Source organism: Halorubrum laminariae (assembly GCF_024494655.1).
In the GTDB taxonomy this organism is placed as follows: domain Archaea; phylum Halobacteriota; class Halobacteria; order Halobacteriales; family Haloferacaceae; genus Halorubrum; species Halorubrum laminariae.
This window is the reverse complement of sequence record NZ_JANHDL010000010.1, coordinates 49,815-64,347: the sequence shown is the minus strand read 5'-3', so window position 1 is coordinate 64,347 and position 14,533 is coordinate 49,815. Positions and strand designations below refer to the sequence as shown.

The following is a 14,533-nucleotide window of genomic DNA, read 5'->3' as shown; positions in this document are numbered from 1 at the left end:
CAACGGTGAGTCAGGCCTTCAGTCGAGTCGGTGGGGAACGATACGATGCCCGCACGGCGTGACCACTGCTTCACTCGGCCCGACGATTGTCACGCTCGCGATTCGGCGATCACAGACCGGACACTGCTGGTGGGCGTTTTCGTTTGCCATATGGAAACGCGAAAACGGATGACTGCGCTAGTTCGTCACCTGCTGGAACCGCTCGCGAAGCGCCTCTTCACGTGCTTCGAACTGCTCGACGTTGGCCTGCAGGTCTTCGTTCACACGCTCGATGCTCGCGAGCGCCCGCTCGCCGGCGAGCGACGCCTGCGACCCGTCGTCGCCGTCCGCCTCCAGCTGCTCCTCGTAGGCTCGTTCGACGCGCTCGATGGTGCCCTCCGGGTTGAACAGGATGTCGTTCGCAACGCGGACGTACTGGTCGAGGGACGTGCCCTCTTTCCCCTGGAAAAAGTGGGTGAGCGCGTATGTCGCGCCGGAGTGCAGCGTCCACATATCGATTGCAAACGGCGACGCTGCGTTCGCTTCGGCGTCCTCGGCAGCACGCTCTGCGAGATAGTCCGGGAATCCCAGCAGGCTGTAAAATTCGGTGACGGTGAACGGGAGCTCGGAGAACTCGAGATCAATCTCCTGCGCATCTCGGATGAACTCGAAGAGATCGTCAGCGACGAGCTCGACCTGTGCGAGAATCTCTTCCCACCAGGTCCGGAAGTCCCGAACGTCCCCGACGTGCTTGATGACCTCCTTATCGGTGAGCGAGCGCATCGAATTCGAGCAGTACCCGTCCTGAGCGAATCCCTCTACGTAGACTGCGTGCTCACCGAAGAAGTCGTAGCCGGAGGTCACGGCCATCGTGATCGGGTCCGCCCGGCCGGGAAGCCGGACTTCGAGGCCGTCGAACATCACGTCCATATGGACCTCGCCACCGCCCCGGTAGCGCCGGATTTCGCCGAACATCACGTCATCCAGCGGCGTCCCGTCGATGGTCTCCTCGCGAAGGACCTCTTCCAAGGGCCTGTACACGTCCACCGGGTTGATGATCGCGTAACTGTCCGTGGGGACGTGAAATAATGGGTCTGCGCCGGGCTCATCGTCTGTCGCGTGGTCGCGCGCTCTCGTCGGCTCGACTAAGGCGTTGAAGCGATCCGTTTCGACCCACTCGTCGGAGTAGGGATTCCGGTATGCGACTGTCGTCTCGACGGCCTGGGGGAGGTCACGAATCGTCTCGGCGAAGGACTTCGGTTCGTCGACCGTTTTCTTCCGGCGGTACCAGTCGGGTAGTTCTGTATCGGTTCGTCCGTCGACGCCGGCGAACACGGTTCTGGATTCTGGGTCTTTCATCTTGTCTCCTCGAAATTGAATTCGTCACCCGCGACAGCGCTCTCATCACGCGCCCTGCGCCCCTCTCACGGGCGCAAAAACAACCTCTTAACCAACATTCTACCCAAAAATCCAGTACTGTTGGTTAATCATCTGGACGGTCCCGACACCTGGCTTCGGCTCTTCAATTCACTCGTCGGCTTCGCGTCGACGGCGCACCTGTTCAGGATTTGGCACCCACGGATGGTCGTCCCAGCAGTGGAGGGCGTGCTCTCGTGACGTGTCGAACAGCGTCTCACACGACCCACACTCGTAGGCGGTCTCAGGCCAGCGTTCCGTGACGAACATCGCCGTCACCGTCGACCTGACTGGATCTGGTGCGGCCGACCGCTGAACATAATCATAGCCGGTCACTGTCCGTCGACGAAGCGCTGACTGTGCCAGCCGTTCGGGCCGGTCTGCTGGGAGATACACCCAGCGGACGAACGCCTCTTCTGAGTCCTTCGCCGAGGGTTGAAGGATGAACCACCGGTCGTGATCGTCGCGGAAAAGATACCGTTCTGTTCCCCGATTTTGGAGATAGAGCGGATCCTCGCGACCGGGAATCACCCGCAGACCGATGGACGGGGATATCGGGGCGAGGAGTCGCTCTTCCAGCGTGAGCGAGCGAGACTCACCGGCTGAATTCTCGCCCTCGAAGTAGTCAAGCGTCGCTTCGTCAGTCATGATTCGCTGGGATTCGTCTCATCTGTGTCTTTCCCAGCTGTTCGCTCATGCCGGTCGTTGTATCGCTCGAGTTCTCGGCCGATGCACTCCAGCGCCGTGACGGCGCGTTCGATGAGTTGGTACGTGGCCCGCGAGAGTCGGATGTTCTCCATCAGATGTCCTCCTCTGGCTCGACGAGATCGTTACTCTCAGCGACGAGTGCCTGCACGGTTGAAGCAGGATTGTTCTCGACCGGAAGTGTTCGATGGTCGAGTGGGGCGGGATACGCCCGGTCCCCCTGCGCACAAAGTATGATCAACCACTCCTCGCTCCCTTCGGCGAGGACGACGTAGTGGTCGATATCCCGACGTTGGAAGACTGTCCGATCTGTCCGGCTCACCGCACTCCAGTTCGCCGGTAGTGACGATGACGGCGTCCCACCATCTGGCGTGAGTGCTCGGTACTCTTCGAATTCAGCGAGTGCCGCCTCGATATCCTCCCCGGTGAGGTGCCAGCAGTCGGCCGGGCCATCACACACCAGCTGACTGACCACGTCGTTGCGGAACTGGATGTAGTGATGCTGGGCGACAGTTTCGTCGTCGGTATAATCGAGGAGGAGCGCACAGGCGAGCTGTGCCGGTCCGCTCCCGACGTAGCCCCAGTCGAATCCCGCCGGGCTATGCCGCACGAGACCGAGACTTTGATGGGGGGAGAGGCGTTCGTGTGCGGTGAGGTTCAGGACAACTGGCGTTCCGTCGACACGCATCCCGACGTACTCGACGCGGTCTGTACTCGCCTGACATCGCTCATCCGTATCCTGTACGACTGCTCGTGGGTCGGTAGTCGAATTCGTCTCCATCGGTTGAATGCGGGCGTTCGGATTCCCCGCACCCCTGCTGGGGGTCGAAAAACCACCACCGGCTATTAGACCCTCAACGTCGCTTCAAAGTTAGAATTCAGTATAACAATTCATCAGACAACCAACTGATAGAGGCAAGCCTATTCTTCGAAGAGACAGCGAGCGGCTGCATCGTCGCCAGCGAGGGTCTGCTGATCCTCGTCCGTATCAGCGAAGAGTGTTGACTGATCTCCCTCGGATGTTTGCTCAACTTCGGGTCGATCGTCGACGCCGAACTCACACGCCTCGGGCTGATCAAGACGTGAATCCCGGTCACGATGATCCACGTCAGCGCCGAAGTCCTCAAGCGAGGTCTCGACGCTTGTTTCGGTTACTTCGAGTTGGCCATCGTCACCGAATGCGGTCTGTCGTTGAATCTCGATCTCTGGTCGATCGCTCATCTGGATTGAGCCTCCACCCACCGAGGCTCCGACAGACACCTCCGGGCGTTGGGTCAATCGTCTTGTGCGCGGAGTTCGCTGGCCCGCTGTTCAAGCTGGCGGAGGATCTGGACCCGTTGCTGATTCGCGTTCTCGTAGGCGACGCAGGCTCGCAGCGTCTCCATATTGTTGATCGTCACGATACCAGCGTTGATGAGTCGCGTATTCGATGGCTCGAGCCGTTGTTCTGGCGAAAGATCGCTTGCGTCTGTTGTTTGACCGTCTGGATTGCTCACTGATGATCGCCTCCGTCACTGCTGAGGCGACAAAAAACAGCCCCCGCCGTTACTCGTCTTCTTCCTCGGGTTGGATCTGGCGGGCGTCCTCAGCGAGATCGTGGATGTACTCCCGAAGAATCTCCATGTCCTCGCGAGCGTCTTCGAGAGTCTTGCCTTTCGCTTTGGCCACGATTTTGTCCTGATCGCGGGTGCCCGTCCCGCGAGTAAGCTTCACGGTGAGGGAGACGCCGACGTCACTGCGTTCGACGTACTCCGTTCGTGTCGTCTGTTCACTGGCTGCGGTCGATTCGTCATCCGCACGAGATGGTTGGGTATGTTCTGACATGGGTTACCTTCGGTGATTGATATTCAGATGGACGGTGCGGCCGGCTCGCCGGGTGTTTCGTGAAGGATTGCGTCGATCTCGGCCCCGGTGAGTCGCCAGCGTCCAGCAGACCCAGCACAGTCCAGTTGGCTCACGACCTCGGTTTTGAATGCCTGGTAGTGGTCGAGGGCGAACGCTTCGTCACCTGTGTAGTCGAGGAGGAGTGCGAGCGCGAGTTGTGCCGGACCACTACCACCATATCCCCATTCGAATCCCGAGGGACTGTGATTCACCAGCGCGAGACTCCGCTCTGGTGTGAGCCGTTCTTGGCCGGGACGTTTCTCAACGATAGCCTGCCCGCTCTGCCGATACCCGACGTAGGCGATGTCGCAGTCGCTCGCTGGGTGTGTCTGTTCAATCGAGTGTGTGTCGCTAGGTCTACTCATTGGTCTGTTCGGGAGCTACTCGTTCGAGCACCCCCGCACCCCTCAGGGGGTGAAAAACAGTCACAGGGACTGCTTGCCCCTACGCGAGATGGGAGATATCGGCTGGTTCGTCGACCTCATCGAATTCACCACGCTCGACCGGCTGCCAGTCATCGCCGGGTGCTGGACTCCACCAGTCGACCTCGTAGGCACCCGGTGCGCCGAGGATCTTCACCCGTGCCGACCCATCGGGTAGATCGCGACGGAGCTTTTCGTCGACGTGGAGGTTCCACGTTGAGTGGGTGTCGAAGCAGGCGAGCACGGCCTCCTCGTAGCCGCGTGTCTCTCGGGATTCTTGGAGTTCGACCTGTGTGTTGCAGTTCTTGCAGAACACACCTTCGAACGGAATGTGACTGAATATCTCGTGCCCGCAGACGGGACACCAGAGGAACTCGAACAGTGCTTCGCTGTGGCGGTCGATGACTTCCAGACTCATCTGTGAATCTGGCCCGATTGAGACGGGCCACCCATTCCGGCCCAAAATAAACGTCACCGCAGATACGCTCCTATCAATCAGCGCTCGGCGCCGTACACGATTCGCGAGGATGTTTCGTACCCACAGTTCCGACACTCGACCCAGCGCTGAACCTTCGCACCGTCAGCCGTTTTCCCACCGATTGCTATATCGCTGTTCGGACACTCGGGACAACTCAGTTCGGGCGCTGGCCGGTCACGGAGCTCGTCACGGAACGATTTCGCGTCCTTCGTCTCGTACCCCCGCGACCACACTGGGTAGCCGTCGACGAGGATTACGCCACGCCACTTGTAGCGGTATGAATCCGGCGCTCGGTGTAAGACCGCCCGAGCGCCGGTCTCGGTATTCCGGTATGCGAGTGTGGGCGTGCGGCTCTCGCGCTTCCAGTTTGTGATCCGGGACATCTGTTAGAAGTGGACGTCGGCGGGCACGATCCAGAGCTCCTCGCTCTCCTCCAGCACTCGATCCAGCTGCTCACGGTGACGGATCCCGTTCGCATATTCGTTGTACAGGAAGATCGTTGGCCCGTCGTAGGCGCCAACCTGGTGGAAGGCGTGCCGAGCGAGATCTTCGTCGCGCATGATCTCCTCATCGGAGAGCTCGTCGATGGCCTCTTTCACCCGGTCGAGATTCCGCTCGAACTCCTCTTTCGTCGCCTCCCAGCCACGCTCAAGCAGGTCTTGGCCGGCATCGGAGTCGACGGGGGCTGCAGTCGGCAATTCACCCCATCGCGCCTTCCCCGCAACGGACGTGTCCTCCTCATCGAACGTCACGTGGTAGTCGAAGACTGCGCCGGCGTGTGGGTCCGCGCCGACCAGGCGGTCGAACACCGACTTTCCGCTGGCCAGTGCGTCGTCGTGGGTCGATTCTTCTACCAGAGCGTAAATTACCATGTGCATCTCGAACACCTCGAAACGCCGACGCACCGGGAGTGGTTGATCGTTCGCTCCTGCTGCGCCGGCACCCATCGCCGGCGCTCGAAAAACCCTGATCTAGCGGTCGATTCTTAGGACTCGTTCGTTCGATCGACTGTGATGGTCAGGTTTCCGGACTCGTAGTCAGCTTCGAAGTCGACGGTGAACGCATCCGAGTCATATGCGGCGTGGTAGGCGCGGTGACGCCTTAGCGAGCCCGTCGCCTTGAAGTGGAAGAACGCAGCCGACGTGTAGGGCTTACTCTGCGTCTCGATTTGCGTCTCAACTGACGCCGGAAGTGCAATCTGTGGCGTGTCGGTGTCAATACTCGCAGCGAACTCCTTCGCTTCCTCGACGGTCGCCTGTGAATGTGCGGGCGTCTCGCCAGTGAGCACGTTCACCGGTGTCTCCGTCTCATCGGTGAACAGGACATCGTGGAAGGTGCGCGTCCCGAGGACTGCGTCGGGATCTAACTCGCAATCGTGGAATGGATCGTCGTCTGAATTCTCGGGCATCAAATCACGAGCCAACGGTGGGGCTCAGTCCTTTCTGCCCCAGACAAACCACAACTAGTCTCGATGTAGCGGAGGTAAGTCCCGAAAGAAGAGCGTCCTGCCCGCACTTCCCGCCGCAGAATCAGGCGTCGATGATTCGATCGGGCTCGATTCGTGACAACCGCATCGCGTTCCCGGTGACGCCGAGGCTCATCCCCATATCTCCGACAACGACTGCCAGCGCAACGCTGACCAGGCCCAGCGGCACGCCTAACGCGAGCAGAAGCTTCACGCCGAGGCTCGCCCAGATGTTCTGCCGGATCACGCCGTTGGCCGTATGCGACAGGTCGTACAGGTACGGGAGTTTCCCGATGTCGTCGCCCATCAACGCAATATCAGCCGTTTCGAGGGCGGTGTCGGTGCCCGCCGCGCCCATCGCGATGCCGACCTCCGCAGTGGCCAGCGCGGGGGCGTCATTGATGCCGTCGCCGACCATCGCGACCTCCCCGTACTCCGCCTGTAACTCCTCGACTGCGTCGACCTTCTCGTCGGGTAGGAGTTCGGCGCGATATTCATCGACACCGACCTGCTCGGCGATGGCGCGGGCGGTGCCCTCGTTGTCCCCGGTCAGCATCACCACGCGCTCGACGCCCAGCTCGTGCAGGCGTTCGACAGCCCGCTTCGAGGCCGGGCGCACCTCGTCGGCGATGGCGATTGCACCCAGCAGTTCCGACTCCGTCCCGACGATAACGACCGTCTTGCCCTCCCGCTCCAGTGAGGTGAGCGCGTCCTCGGCGAACGCCCCGTCGTCGGCCTCGGTCGCCTCTTCCGCCACGACGCCGCCGTCTGTCTCGCGGCGTGCTCGAGCGAGGTCGAAGCCCAGCTCCTCGAAGAGCGCGGGCTTGCCCGCATAGTACGTCTCGCCGTCGATCTCGCCCCGGATGCCCTTCCCCGTGAGGCTCTCGAAGCCACTCGGGTCGGGCAGGTCGCCCACGCCCGCCTCCTCAGCACGGGCGAGAATCGCCGCAGCGATGGGGTGCTCACTGCGCCGCTCCAGCCCGGCGGCGCGACGGAGCAGATCATCCTCAGTGGTGTCGCCGACCGGGACGACATCGGTGACGGCGAGTTCGCCCTTCGTGAGCGTCCCCGTCTTGTCGAGCGCGACGGCATCGACTTCGCCCATCGCTTCGAGGTAGTTGCCGCCCTTGATCAGGACGCCGTTCTTCGCGGCGCTGGTGATGCCCGACACCACCGAGACGGGTGTGGAGATGACGAACGCACAGGGGCAGGCGATTACCAGCAGGGTGAGCCCGCGGATGAACCAGGTCTGCCAGTCGCCGGCGAAAGTGAACCCGTACCCGGCCACGTCCACCGAGATGGGGTCGGCGATAACCAGCGGCGGGATAGCGGCGGTCAGGATTGCCAGCACGACGACGAGGGGTGTGTAGTAGCCGGAGAAGCGGTCGACGAACTGCTCAGACTCGGTCTTCTTCGCCTGTGCGCCCTGTACCATCTCGATGATGCGCGAGAGCGTCGAATCGCCAGCGGTCGAGGTGACCTCTACCTCGAGGTACCCCTCTTCGTTGATCGCGCCGGCGTAGACCTCGTCGCCGGCAGTCTTGTCGACGGGGACGCTCTCGCCCGTGATCGGCGACTGGTCGACTGCACTCTCGCCGTCGATGACCGTTCCGTCGAGCGGAATCTTGTCGCCGGGGCGGACGACGACGGTCTCGCCAACGTCGACCTCCTCGGCGGGAACGGTCACTTCCTCACCATCGCGAAGGACGGTCGCCTCGTCGGGCGAGAGTTCCATCAGCTCGCGCAGGGAGTCCCGTGCCCTGTCCATCGCGTAGTCCTCGAGCAGCTCGGCGATGCTGAATAGGACGGCCAGCGTGGCGGCCTCGACGAAGTAGCCGATACCGGTCGCCGCGATGATCGCCGTCCCCATCAGCAGGTCGATGTCGAGGCTTCGGTTCTTCGCGGAGTAGTACCCGCTACGGACGACGGGGATGCCGCTGGCGGCGACGGCGCCGAGGAACAGGACATCTGCGATGTGGAGCGGGTACTCGAGGACGCTCGCCACCGTGACGTTCTGTCCGGTGAGGAGGAATTCGAAGAGGAGGCCGAGCGTGACGAACGCCGCGCCGAGCCACGTCTTCTTCGCGCGAGGACTCGTCCAGACCTCCGATGGTGGCGCGATGTCGACGCCGTCGGTCGCCTGGTTGTCCTCATCATCGCCCTCAGCGTCCGAGCCCCCGACGACCTCGTAGCCGGCGCCTTCAATCGCCTTGATTACGTCGGCTTCGCTAGTCCGATCAGGGTCGTACGTGACGTTGGCCGTGCCGGTGGTCGGCTGGAGCGTGGCGTCAGTAATGCCGTCGACACGCTGGAGGCTCTTGTCCACCTTTTGGGCGCAAGAGGGACAGTCCATCTCGGGAACGGCGAGGCGGGCGGTCAGCTCACGTCGCTGTCCGCCGCCGCTCGTTTCTCCTGCTGCGTCCGGATTCTCTGTCATTACCTCACGGTAGGAGTGGGAGTTCCATATGTCTTTGTTGGAATATTCCAACTGCGGCCCTCAGTGCGATGCCAGCCGTTCTTCCGCTACCCGCTCGCCGGCGACATGTTGCTTCGCCAAATGTTCTTCCGCCCGACGGAGTCGGTAGGTGAGTGTTGACCGTGGCACGTCGAGATGCTCGGCGAGTTCGCCGACGTCGACCTCGCGGGGTGACTCGTAGTAGCCGTGTTCGACAGCGGCCTGGAGTGCGGCCTCCTGTGCTGGCGGCAGGCCGCTCGGTGTCCCGTCGCCTCCCCCAGCTGATGTCGTCGTATCCGCGGTGCGGAGCATCTCCATCTGGGCGCATTCCCCGACGGCAACCCCGAGGGAATCGAAGAACGCCGCCACATCGCCCTCGTCGGAGTGAATGAGCCGCCACGTGTAGTGGCGGCCCTCGTGACGGGTCTCGAACAGCACACCGTCGCCGAGGTGGTCGCGGGCGATGTGGGGGACTGAGGCACAGGCAGGGGTCCGCTCCCAGTCGGAGTAGAGGATGAGCGTGTCGTCCGTGCGGTCGAGGACACGGGTGGTCTGGGTTGCGCCGCAGTCCTCGGTGGCGAGACAGTCGGCGTAGTAGTCGCTGTTGCGAAACGCGTCCTCGATGGCGTCGAGTGCGTCCGGAGTGCCGGTGGCATGGTCGACTCGCCAGAGCTGGTCGGCAGTGGCGTGCAGCGAGAGTGAACGAACGCGAGCGTCGGGGTGGTCTGCGAGGGCGTCCGCCACCCTGTTGCAGCCGGGCTCGTATTCGAGAGCGAAGACGAGTTCGCGCATACCCCGACTAAGGCCTGCCACGACATAACCCATGGCTTGGGGCGATGTCTACTGGCGGGTATCAGATCACGTCGTCCGGGTCGTGAACCTCCTGCATTCGCTGTGCTTCGGCCGCGTATTGCTCCTGGAGGTCGGGGTCATCGACCATGCCAAGATTGCCGGGTTCAGCATCGACTGCTGCTGTCGTATCTCGGACGTCGGTGAAGGACGTGAGTGCGCGTTCCTTCCGATAGTACTGTTCTCCATCGGGTGTTGCGTAGGTGAGGATGATCAGGTTCTGCTCGTCATCGGAGTACGTCCGTTCGACAAGCCAAACACGAACGTCATCTTCAGACTGATTTGACATACTTAGACGTCCCCCGATATCCACTAAGGGATTGGTGTTACGGCTTGCCGAGACTCGCTGTCTCGAAGGGTGATTCTCCGGTCGGAATGAGCAGCTCCTGTCGGTCTCCGACCCGCTCAGCGAGCTTCCGTTTCAGATACTGTATCGCCGTTGACGGCGTGAAGACGCCCTTATCGAGCATGTCGCCGACGACGTCTTTGAGGGCCGCGAACTGTCCCTGTAGGTGGCCGTCGCCGACCGGCTTGCCGTCGTACCAGCGCACCGTCGCGAGCGCGCCGTTCCCGACGGTCTCTCCCTGTTCGACCGTCTCCGAGTCGTACTGCAGCCCGAACCACAGCGTCCGATAGGCGGTCACCTCGAAGGTGGGTGACACCACGAAGATCGCCTCGTGGTGGAGATAGTCGAGGTGGTCCGCGACGATCTCGTCGAGGGTGAGCCCGGTGGCACGGGGCTTCGGCTTGACGACCGACGACGGACGATCCTCGCCGGCGAGGTAGCCGTCGACGCCATCTGCTTCGAGGCCATCGGCCAGTTCCGCCAGCAGCTGTTTCGCCCACTTCGAGTCGGTGTCGTCGCCACCGAACGGTGTTTCGGCCGAGATTCGGTGCTTGAGCTTGAGATTCGCTGCACCCCAATGAGAGTAGTGGAGCGTGTACTGTCCGTCTGTGCGTTCGTACGCAACGAGTGCGCGGTGGCCCATTGAACAATCTCCTTGCAGGACGACCCACGACTGGATCGCCCCGCACCCCTCCCGGGGGACGAACAACGCTACTCGTCGATCGGGTCGGGGGAACTGAGGTCCGCGTGGAGGACTTCGCCGTCGCGAACGACGTACCGTTTCGCCAGCACGGGAAACCGGCACTTGGTAAATCCGGCTGTCTGGATGTCGAATTCTTCGTTCGGTTCGAGATACTCCGCGAGCGACCGGAGGAACTCGTGAGTGACGATGCCACCGTCGTAGTCAGGAAGACCGTTCTCACGGGCCTCGTACACTTCGAAGCTGTCGTAGCCCCAGATAACGAGTTCGCCGTCGTCGTCCACTTCCCAGTTGAGCGTCCCGAAGCAGTGGTTCTCACAGAGTTCGCGGACTGCCTGTGGATCCGATACGAGCGCGCCGGTCGATGTCGTTGCGGCTTGCAATGTTGCCATGGATTGTTCTCGGGAGCGGTCTCGCGCCCCCGCACCCTTTCAGGGGGCGAGCAACTGCTCACGCTGTGACGGCCACATGACGTTGCGCTGCCGATGCGTCGAGCTGTCAGGATTCTCTGTTGATGTCACCGTCCCTCGTCGTATTCGGTTGGGTGAGAAAATCTACCTGCTCGAGGAGCGTCGTCGCGGTGCTAATTCGCTCTCGATCAGCGGGCTCCAATTGGTCGCTGTCGATACTGGTGAGGCTACTGAGCGCGCGGTGGAGTCGATAGCCGGGGGTGTCTCGTGGATCCATGTGTGCGCCTCCGCCAATTCTCGGCGCCGAAAAACACCGGCGGGCAGTCAGCAGGTGTGGTATCGTCGGGTGGTCGCGAGCTGGCTTCTGTTAACCAACAACTCCGAGCCGACACCAGAATTGTTGGTTAATTTGACGTCGTCTTTACTGATCGGCTTCGGGTTCGGGCCCGTAGCGTGGCGTGCCGCACCGCTGACAGCCCCACATTGGCTGCCCGGTCCACTCGTCATCGGGGACAGCCTCGAATTCGCGGAATCGATGCTTAGTCTCCCGATCACACTCTCGACACTCGAGGTGAGTTCTGTTTGGGCGCTCGCGTCGTGGCTGTTCGGTATCGGTCTTGTCAACGGATTTCTGGAGCGCAATCGCTGGCACCAGCCAGAGGTCGTTGTCTGCGTCCTCACGTAGGCTTGCAAGACGAGCTTCGGTGCGAACCTCGCTCCCGGTTTCGTCGTAGAGGAACGTCGTGTGCTCGCCGTCGTGACAGGACTGCGTCATCTCTGTCCACGGTGTCCGCTCACGAGCAGCCGCGAGCAGCTGATTACCACATTCAGACGTGACCCGTGTCGCCGAGGGGAGCGAGGGCCACTGATCGACAAGCCGTGGGGCCGGTTCCTCGTCGAGATCATAGATTAGCTTGCAGTCATCGACTACTGGGTCATCGTCTGCCTTCGCGAGGAGGGTGGCCGCAGCAGATCCCTTCCCGACGGCGCCGTAGAACGTCGACGCCTCAACGACTATGTGGATGATATGGAGGAGAGTCTGTTCGGCAGTCGATGTGTCCTGATCGTCGGCTGCTTCGAGATGGTTCGTGAGACAGAACCGGCACTTCGACTGGCCAGCGGGGATCGACGCTCCACAGGAATTGCACTCGGTCTCATCTGCAGTCGGGTCGTCTGGATAGCTCGCGTCGACGCCACCAGAGCGTTGCCGCCGGGGCTGGCCACTACTACTGGCGAGTTGGTCGTCGGGAACGTGGGTCGCTTCGCCGAGCGGTCGGAGGGCTTCGTAGTCGGCGTACTGATCGGTCATAGAGTATTCTGGCCGTATCATGCTTCGTCTTCGGGTTTAAACAATAGCTCTCACATCAATTAGCCTACAGACAGGAGGTGTCATAGAACGGTTCGGCTCTATTGAAATCCTCAACCGATAACATATTCTGACGCAGGTCGGTAAGTACAGGGGACGGATGTGACGCTACGGAGTAGGAACCACCCAGTCCTTGTCAAGAATCGTGGCGGATACAGAGGGTGAATTCAGTAGTTCAGTACTGGATCAACATATAGCAGAGAGCCAATAAACGGGAGTAGCCCGACGTGCTTTACGCAGCTCTGTCGATCGGTCGCTCCGCAGGCTCGGTCGGAGTGGACTCGTCATGGAGAATGTAGCCAATGGCTAACATGGCCATGGCCTGTAGACTTCCGAGGAGGAATGGTGCCCATGAGGGAGTCCACGGGCCCAAGAACGCTACACGGGTTATGTTCGCAGCGAAGAGGACTGCCGGCACGAATAATAGAACTCCGAGGGACTGTGGGTATACGTCAGTCCGCAGGCTTGCGATACCGACGAGAAGAAATCCGAGGACAATCGAGGCGATATTCAGTAGCTGGGCGGCTTCAACCCAGGCTGGGGGCGTTATCTCCACGAACTCAGCGATACCTAACACGAACGTCAGAGTGAATCCTACCCCGCCGAGGACTGCAAAGATACTACCGGCGCGTGCCAGCCGGGGACTTCGGTCCGTGAGCCCGGCGCACAACCCAAAGAGGCCCAGGAAAGCGAGAGTGAATCCAGCACCAGCCAAGATATTCCGCGGGGAAGACATATCCATGAGCCCGATGGCGGCCAAGCTCGCCGCGAAAGCGACTAGGACTACCCCACCAAGGAGAAATAGCGTCGGACTCCACTGTTCGAGTGATTTCATATATGAAGAGGTGACTCGTCCCATGGATCGAAATCATAGCTGACTGTTATAACTTTTCGGGGATGAATAAGTTCTCACCGCTGCGCGATACGCGCTTTGTATTGCAGCACGACTCTACCAACATCACACATAACTGAAGGAGGTATCAGCGTTAGATTCGCACATTCACCTACCGGGTGTTTCAGTCCAAATCAGCTGAGGAGAACTCGCCTCGATGTGGTGATCAGATTCGGTAAGTACAGGTGGAACACGCATCGTTTCATATGGACAACCTATTTACTGCGCTGGGTATTCGGTCGAAATATGCTTGACTCCCCACACGTTCGCTTTATTATCAGCTTCCTCGTCGCGTTTCCGCTCTCAGCGATTATTTCGCCACCCGATATATTCGGACAGCTGTTCGTCCTCGTACTCCTCGTAGTGGTCGCGTACTACCTGAGCTACAAAGGCGGATACGATGCTCTCCTAAGCAACTGACTCGATATATTCGCACACCTATTGAGCAGCTGTTTCACTCCAAATTCGCTGGTAAGAACCTACCTTGCTGTGGTGCGTGACTTCGCTAAGTACAGACAAAATATTTACTAATCACGGACATTTCATAATATATGCGACCGAACCTCGGGCGTGTTAAACAGACTGAAAGCTGGGGGCGGTCGCTCCTCAGTAGCACCGTAGCCAGTCTCGTCTACACTGGGCTCGTACTCGGCTACGTGTACCTCTTGTCTCCCTCGACCACCATTCATGGGCCAGTCTGGTGGGCTGTGCTCTGGTATTCACTCCTGGGATTCGGAACCGTGGGCATCCCGATCCTGCTCTGGCTACAATTCGACCTGAGAAGCCCCGCCGTGTTACTGGCGTGCATCCTCCTGTTCTGTCACACACTCCCACTCTGGAACAATCACGGTGATGCCCCGGGGTTCTCCCTCGTGTTCTACCTGACACCGTTCTACCTCGTCGCGTACGCTCTCCTCGCAGGTGGGGAGCGTTGGCTCCGGAACAAAACGCCCCAGTAAATGCAGTCTGTTCAGTACGCACACCGACTAAGCGGCTGTTTCACTCCAAATAGGCTGGTAAGAATCCGCCTCGATGTGATGCGTAGCTTCGGTAAGTACAGTTGAATCAGTTATCGGATTCCGCTGCTCCATCTCCACGACGACGGAGAAGAATACTAATGATAGCAACAATAGCGACACCTGCGATGAGCTTTGACCGTGACATAC

22 protein-coding genes are annotated in these 14,533 nt (G+C 60.5%); 2 read left to right on the top strand and 20 right to left on the bottom strand.

All coding sequences use genetic code 11. The annotated features are described in order from the left end of the window. Positions 1–177: 177 nt before the first annotated feature. The 20 genes from NO887_RS14455 to NO887_RS14360 all read right to left on the bottom strand — a co-directional run bounded on the left by NO887_RS14455 (position 178) and on the right by NO887_RS14360 (position 13,334). On the bottom strand, positions 178–1,338 hold the full coding sequence (locus tag NO887_RS14455) for a dihydrodipicolinate synthase family protein (protein WP_137685130.1): 1,161 nt from the start codon (positions 1,336–1,338) through the stop codon (positions 178–180). A 168-nt stretch (positions 1,339–1,506) separates the two neighbouring features. Then, positions 1,507–2,043 (bottom strand): hypothetical protein, encoded by a 537-nt coding sequence (locus NO887_RS14450; RefSeq protein ID WP_006183437.1) that lies wholly within the window; start codon positions 2,041–2,043, stop codon positions 1,507–1,509. Further along, positions 2,040–2,195, bottom strand: coding sequence for a hypothetical protein (locus NO887_RS14445; protein WP_006183438.1), 156 nt, complete (start codon positions 2,193–2,195; stop codon positions 2,040–2,042). Before NO887_RS14445 ends, NO887_RS14450 begins: the two co-directional genes overlap by 4 nt. Further along, positions 2,195–2,881: a DUF6166 domain-containing protein gene (locus NO887_RS14440; RefSeq protein ID WP_006183439.1), complete on the bottom strand. Its 687-nt coding sequence runs from the start codon at positions 2,879–2,881 to the stop codon at positions 2,195–2,197. Before NO887_RS14440 ends, NO887_RS14445 begins: the two co-directional genes overlap by 1 nt. 140 nt (positions 2,882–3,021) lie before the next feature. Beyond that, positions 3,022–3,321, bottom strand: a complete 300-nt coding sequence (locus NO887_RS14435) for a hypothetical protein (protein WP_006183440.1) — start codon at positions 3,319–3,321, stop codon at positions 3,022–3,024. Between the two features lie 53 nt (positions 3,322–3,374). After that, positions 3,375–3,596 carry a DUF8129 domain-containing protein gene (locus NO887_RS14430; protein WP_006183441.1) on the bottom strand — a complete coding sequence of 74 codons (222 nt, stop codon included), beginning with the start codon at positions 3,594–3,596 and terminating at the stop codon, positions 3,375–3,377. Between the two features lie 49 nt (positions 3,597–3,645). After that, complete coding sequence (locus NO887_RS14425; protein ID WP_006183442.1) at positions 3,646–3,924, bottom strand: DUF7389 domain-containing protein; 279 nt, start codon at positions 3,922–3,924, stop codon at positions 3,646–3,648. Positions 3,925–3,947: 23 nt separating this feature from the next. Continuing rightward, complete coding sequence (locus tag NO887_RS14420) at positions 3,948–4,349, bottom strand: DUF6166 domain-containing protein (RefSeq protein ID WP_122106725.1); 402 nt, start codon at positions 4,347–4,349, stop codon at positions 3,948–3,950. A 79-nt stretch (positions 4,350–4,428) separates the two neighbouring features. After that, entirely contained in the window at positions 4,429–4,824 is a 396-nt protein-coding gene (locus tag NO887_RS14415) for a DUF7567 family protein (RefSeq protein WP_006183444.1), read from the bottom strand. Between the two features lie 77 nt (positions 4,825–4,901). After that, positions 4,902–5,267 (bottom strand): DUF7568 family protein, encoded by a 366-nt coding sequence (locus NO887_RS14410; RefSeq protein WP_006183445.1) that lies wholly within the window; start codon positions 5,265–5,267, stop codon positions 4,902–4,904. Between the two features lie 3 nt (positions 5,268–5,270). Beyond that, on the bottom strand, positions 5,271–5,762 hold the full coding sequence (locus tag NO887_RS14405; RefSeq protein ID WP_006183446.1) for a DUF7995 family protein: 492 nt from the start codon (positions 5,760–5,762) through the stop codon (positions 5,271–5,273). A 107-nt stretch (positions 5,763–5,869) separates the two neighbouring features. Further along, entirely contained in the window at positions 5,870–6,292 is a 423-nt protein-coding gene (locus NO887_RS14400) for a DUF8025 family protein (protein ID WP_006183447.1), read from the bottom strand. Between the two features lie 121 nt (positions 6,293–6,413). Further along, positions 6,414–8,786, bottom strand: a complete 2,373-nt coding sequence (locus tag NO887_RS14395) for a heavy metal translocating P-type ATPase (RefSeq protein ID WP_015299293.1) — start codon at positions 8,784–8,786, stop codon at positions 6,414–6,416. Between the two features lie 60 nt (positions 8,787–8,846). Then, positions 8,847–9,596, bottom strand: a complete 750-nt coding sequence (locus NO887_RS14390) for a helix-turn-helix domain-containing protein (RefSeq protein ID WP_006183449.1) — start codon at positions 9,594–9,596, stop codon at positions 8,847–8,849. Positions 9,597–9,657: 61 nt separating this feature from the next. Next, positions 9,658–9,942: a DUF7967 family protein gene (locus NO887_RS14385; RefSeq protein ID WP_006183450.1), complete on the bottom strand. Its 285-nt coding sequence runs from the start codon at positions 9,940–9,942 to the stop codon at positions 9,658–9,660. Between the two features lie 37 nt (positions 9,943–9,979). Next, on the bottom strand, positions 9,980–10,642 hold the full coding sequence (locus NO887_RS14380; RefSeq protein WP_006183451.1) for a DUF6735 family protein: 663 nt from the start codon (positions 10,640–10,642) through the stop codon (positions 9,980–9,982). Between the two features lie 68 nt (positions 10,643–10,710). Continuing rightward, positions 10,711–11,091, bottom strand: coding sequence for a hypothetical protein (locus tag NO887_RS14375; RefSeq protein WP_006183452.1), 381 nt, complete (start codon positions 11,089–11,091; stop codon positions 10,711–10,713). Positions 11,092–11,197: 106 nt separating this feature from the next. Then, positions 11,198–11,386: a DUF8012 family protein gene (locus NO887_RS14370; RefSeq protein ID WP_096396460.1), complete on the bottom strand. Its 189-nt coding sequence runs from the start codon at positions 11,384–11,386 to the stop codon at positions 11,198–11,200. 144 nt (positions 11,387–11,530) lie between these two features. Further along, positions 11,531–12,418 (bottom strand): biosurfactant protein 1, encoded by an 888-nt coding sequence (locus tag NO887_RS14365; protein ID WP_256418936.1) that lies wholly within the window; start codon positions 12,416–12,418, stop codon positions 11,531–11,533. A gap of 289 nt (positions 12,419–12,707) precedes the next feature. Next, positions 12,708–13,334 carry a hypothetical protein gene (locus tag NO887_RS14360; RefSeq protein WP_256418935.1) on the bottom strand — a complete coding sequence of 209 codons (627 nt, stop codon included), beginning with the start codon at positions 13,332–13,334 and terminating at the stop codon, positions 12,708–12,710. Between the two features lie 279 nt (positions 13,335–13,613). Here NO887_RS14360 and NO887_RS14355 point away from each other — a divergent pair, with 279 nt between their 5' ends. Both NO887_RS14355 and NO887_RS14350 read left to right on the top strand, forming a co-directional pair. Next, positions 13,614–13,787, top strand: a complete 174-nt coding sequence (locus tag NO887_RS14355; protein WP_230892487.1) for a hypothetical protein — start codon at positions 13,614–13,616, stop codon at positions 13,785–13,787. A gap of 131 nt (positions 13,788–13,918) precedes the next feature. Then, entirely contained in the window at positions 13,919–14,326 is a 408-nt protein-coding gene (locus NO887_RS14350) for a hypothetical protein (protein ID WP_230892486.1), read from the top strand. Positions 14,327–14,533: the final 207 nt, after the last annotated feature.